Annotated in this window: 4 protein-coding genes; 1 reads left to right on the top strand and 3 read right to left on the bottom strand. The window is 63.6% G+C overall.

What is annotated here, in order from left to right; all coding sequences use genetic code 11:
• Window positions 1-236, top strand: a 236-nt coding sequence (locus tag VML93_RS27990; RefSeq protein ID WP_325615510.1) for a hypothetical protein, incomplete at its 5' end; no start/stop codon positions are given.
• 133 nt (window positions 237-369) lie between these two features.
• Here VML93_RS27990 and VML93_RS27985 read toward each other — a convergent pair.
• The 3 genes from VML93_RS27985 to VML93_RS27975 all read right to left on the bottom strand — a co-directional run bounded on the left by VML93_RS27985 (window position 370) and on the right by VML93_RS27975 (window position 2,510).
• A complete protein-coding gene (locus tag VML93_RS27985) occupies window positions 370-1,092 on the bottom strand; it encodes a hypothetical protein (protein ID WP_325615509.1) in 723 nt (240 codons plus the stop codon).
• Window positions 1,093-1,429: 337 nt separating this feature from the next.
• Window positions 1,430-1,747, bottom strand: a complete 318-nt coding sequence (locus VML93_RS27980) for a hypothetical protein (protein ID WP_325615508.1) — start codon at window positions 1,745-1,747, stop codon at window positions 1,430-1,432.
• Window positions 1,748-1,826: 79 nt separating this feature from the next.
• Entirely contained in the window at window positions 1,827-2,510 is a 684-nt protein-coding gene (locus VML93_RS27975) for a helix-turn-helix domain-containing protein (RefSeq protein WP_325615507.1), read from the bottom strand.
• Window positions 2,511-2,948: the final 438 nt, after the last annotated feature.

Below are 2,948 nucleotides of genomic sequence, written 5' to 3'. Positions count from 1 at the left end.
ACCTGCTCATCAAGGGCAAAGTGGATTCAAACCCGCGCTACCGGGGGGAACTTCGGACTAGGGAATTCGGCGTGGTCATCAGTGTCCTTCCTGTGCATAGCGATCCGAGCTGCATTCACGAGGCGATCAAGGATATTGGTGTTTTCGCCGATGCGATGCCTCGCGCAAGCTCCGTGATAGTCAGTTGGCTCAGCCGCGCAACCCCTGTTCATCGACCGCGACAATCACGGCCATGACCGGATACCTCCATGCGGCGCTATCTGGGACGGTGGCAGCCGGTGCGAAACCGACCGGGCGAGAGCGGGTGCCTGCAACTCGGCCATCAATCACCAGCAGACAGCTGAGCCGAATCGCGTTGCTGGACAATGGTTACGATTTTGCGAGTGCGGGCTGGGTCTGGTGGGTTGCGACGCCGTGTTCGTAGTCGAGTCGGGCGGAGAATTTCGCGATCTCGTACGGGTTGACGTACACCGCCAGGGTATTGTTCTGCGCCTTGAACCCGGGGTGCTGTGTCGCTGTAGTGAGGGTGATTCCGGTGCCTTCCCCGGAGGACGACCAGTTGGTCGAGCCTTCGAAGGCGACAATACCGTCGAGCACGCCGCCTTTGGTGTGGCTGATCTGGTGGGTGTCCGATTGGCCAACCGCGAAGTCGGCCGCGTACCCGGCCGGGTCGCTGACCTCGTCAGAGGACAGGATCTCCTTTTCGTGGGCGCCGCTGGCCTGAGACCTGTCCAACGTGACCTGCACCATGACGGTGGGGTCCTTTACCAGGCCCAACAGGACCTGGTTGAGCTGGTCGTCGTCGTAGCCGAACATATTCATTTTCACGCTCAGCCGGACCCGGGTGAACAGGTGCATAAGCACTCCGTGCACGTCGTCGCGGCCGACGTAGAAAACCCGGAAATCGGCGCTGGCCGTCGGCCCGAACGCGCCCTCGCGCGTGTATTGAGCCAGATCGTCGAGCGTGAATGACTGCAGCGTATCCGAGGAAAGGGGACTGGGTGCGGTGTCGCCGTTGGCTGGTCGTCCCGGCGACGCAGCCTCCACATCGTCACCGCCGTTGGCGACTGGCTCAATGGTTGCTCTAGCCATCGTTCACATCCTTTCTCAGGAGTGCTGTGGACGCGAGCGCGCTCAAGGACCGCTTTTCGCCCCTGGTGCACTCTGTCTGTGAAGCCATCGAGACCCCATTGCGCGCCGAGCGCCGTCGATTAGGCAAGAGCGCGATCCGCTGAGTGGACCGCTCTGAGATCTCGCTGTCTCCTGGGTCAGTATCTTGTCCCGACGCGCCACGGTCTCGGTCCACGCGATAGCCACAGCCGGGCCGCTCGCGCCTGCTCCGGTGGTCGGACCGAACCAGAAGGGTGGTTGCACAGGGGCGCCGATCCCGCCCCGAGGGGCATAGCGGCGCAATTCTCGGAGGGCGGGGTTAGCCCTCGGTGACAAAGAGAATGCAGGTGTTGCTCCACAGCCGGCCGCACGCGCCGTGAGGATCGGGGCGGTGGTCGGTTGCGGCGATGTACAACTTGCCGGTGAGGCCGTTGGGTAGGTCGGAATCGAGGCAACCCTTGCCATCCGTCACATAGGTAACGTAGTCGTCGATGTCAGCTCCGGCGCGCGTAATCCGGATGGCGACATGGTGGTCGGGCAGAAATCCGGAGCCGGTGACGAGCTGCCCCGCGGCACGGATCGTAGGAGTGGCAGATGAGCGAGGTGCGTACGGGTCATCCGGCATAGGGGTGGGCACTGGCCGCTCCTATCGAGTCATCGGGCCCGTGCTGCTGCCGATACTGCCGGGCGTCGTCGATCAGTACCCAGGAACGGGGTTAGCCAATCCGACACATCGGTTTTGGTTGCTGAAGGGCGGCGCCGATGCGGCACGCGGTGTACGACACTAAGGCGGATAGGCCCGCAGGTAGATCGTCTGCCTGGACCGAGACGGTGACCGCGCCCGCGCAGGCCCCAGTCGGCCACCACACAGGCGCCGATACGCAACACATGCCAGCAACCGCGTCCTGACGGTCGACCACTGTCGCGCGCGGATCGCGGAGGGACTCGCGAAGGTTTCGCCATTCGCGCTGGGTCCAGCAGTCAGGAAGCGCGACATCGCTGGCGGGCTGCGTAGCGTAGAGAACCCGCCCGGTGGCGGTCCGGGCGATCGATTCGGCGCCGGTGGGTTCCGGCAGGTAAGCGTGGCCATGTGGCACAGCGGCGCAGATATATCGGAGTCGCTGTTCATGCAGGATCCGCAGCGACGCCATCTTCCGCGATTGCACGGCAAGGGTATGGACCGGTGCCTGGGCAAAGCGCCTTAGCAGCGGGTCCGGCTGCCAGCGTTGCCCGATGCGCAACATCCGCGGCCCGACGTAGTAGCGCTGCTCGACGCACTGCACCGCGCCGAGCATGACAAGTTGTTCGGCGAGTCGATGCGCGGACGTTTTAGCCAGCCCGCTCGCCTGGGCCAGCGCAGTCAGTCCGAGACCCTTGTCGGCCTGAGCCAGAGCGTCCAACACAGCGAACGCCCCCTCAAGAACTCCGCGGCCCGCCGGGGCTACCGGAAGCAGTCCGGTCGACTGCTCTCGGGTGGCCGCGCCATCTTCACGCAGGCCACCCAACAGTGACCCGCCGGCAGATGATAAAGGTGGGGAAGTCCAGACATCCATGTGGGCCTCACTGCACATAAACCCCGGTAGGGGCAGCCTTCGGTTTGATGGTGAGTCGGCTTTAAACTTTCCGCCAGCCGGTGAAGCCGGAATAGCGTAGTGCCCTACTCGTATGTGCAGCGCTGGCACCGATGACAACTACTCGCGCGGAGACGATTACGTGAAAGAGCGCTGCCATGGGCGTACCTCCAGGCTTGCTGCTAAACCTTCAGGTGCGAAACTACACCGGCCCCGATACAAAATCCAACAAAACGATCGCCACCGTAAAGCCGCCGTCTCACCACG

This window comes from Mycobacterium sp. (assembly GCF_035499775.1).
Taxonomy (GTDB): domain Bacteria; phylum Actinomycetota; class Actinomycetes; order Mycobacteriales; family Mycobacteriaceae; genus Mycobacterium.
This window is presented reverse-complemented; position numbering and strand designations above follow the sequence as displayed.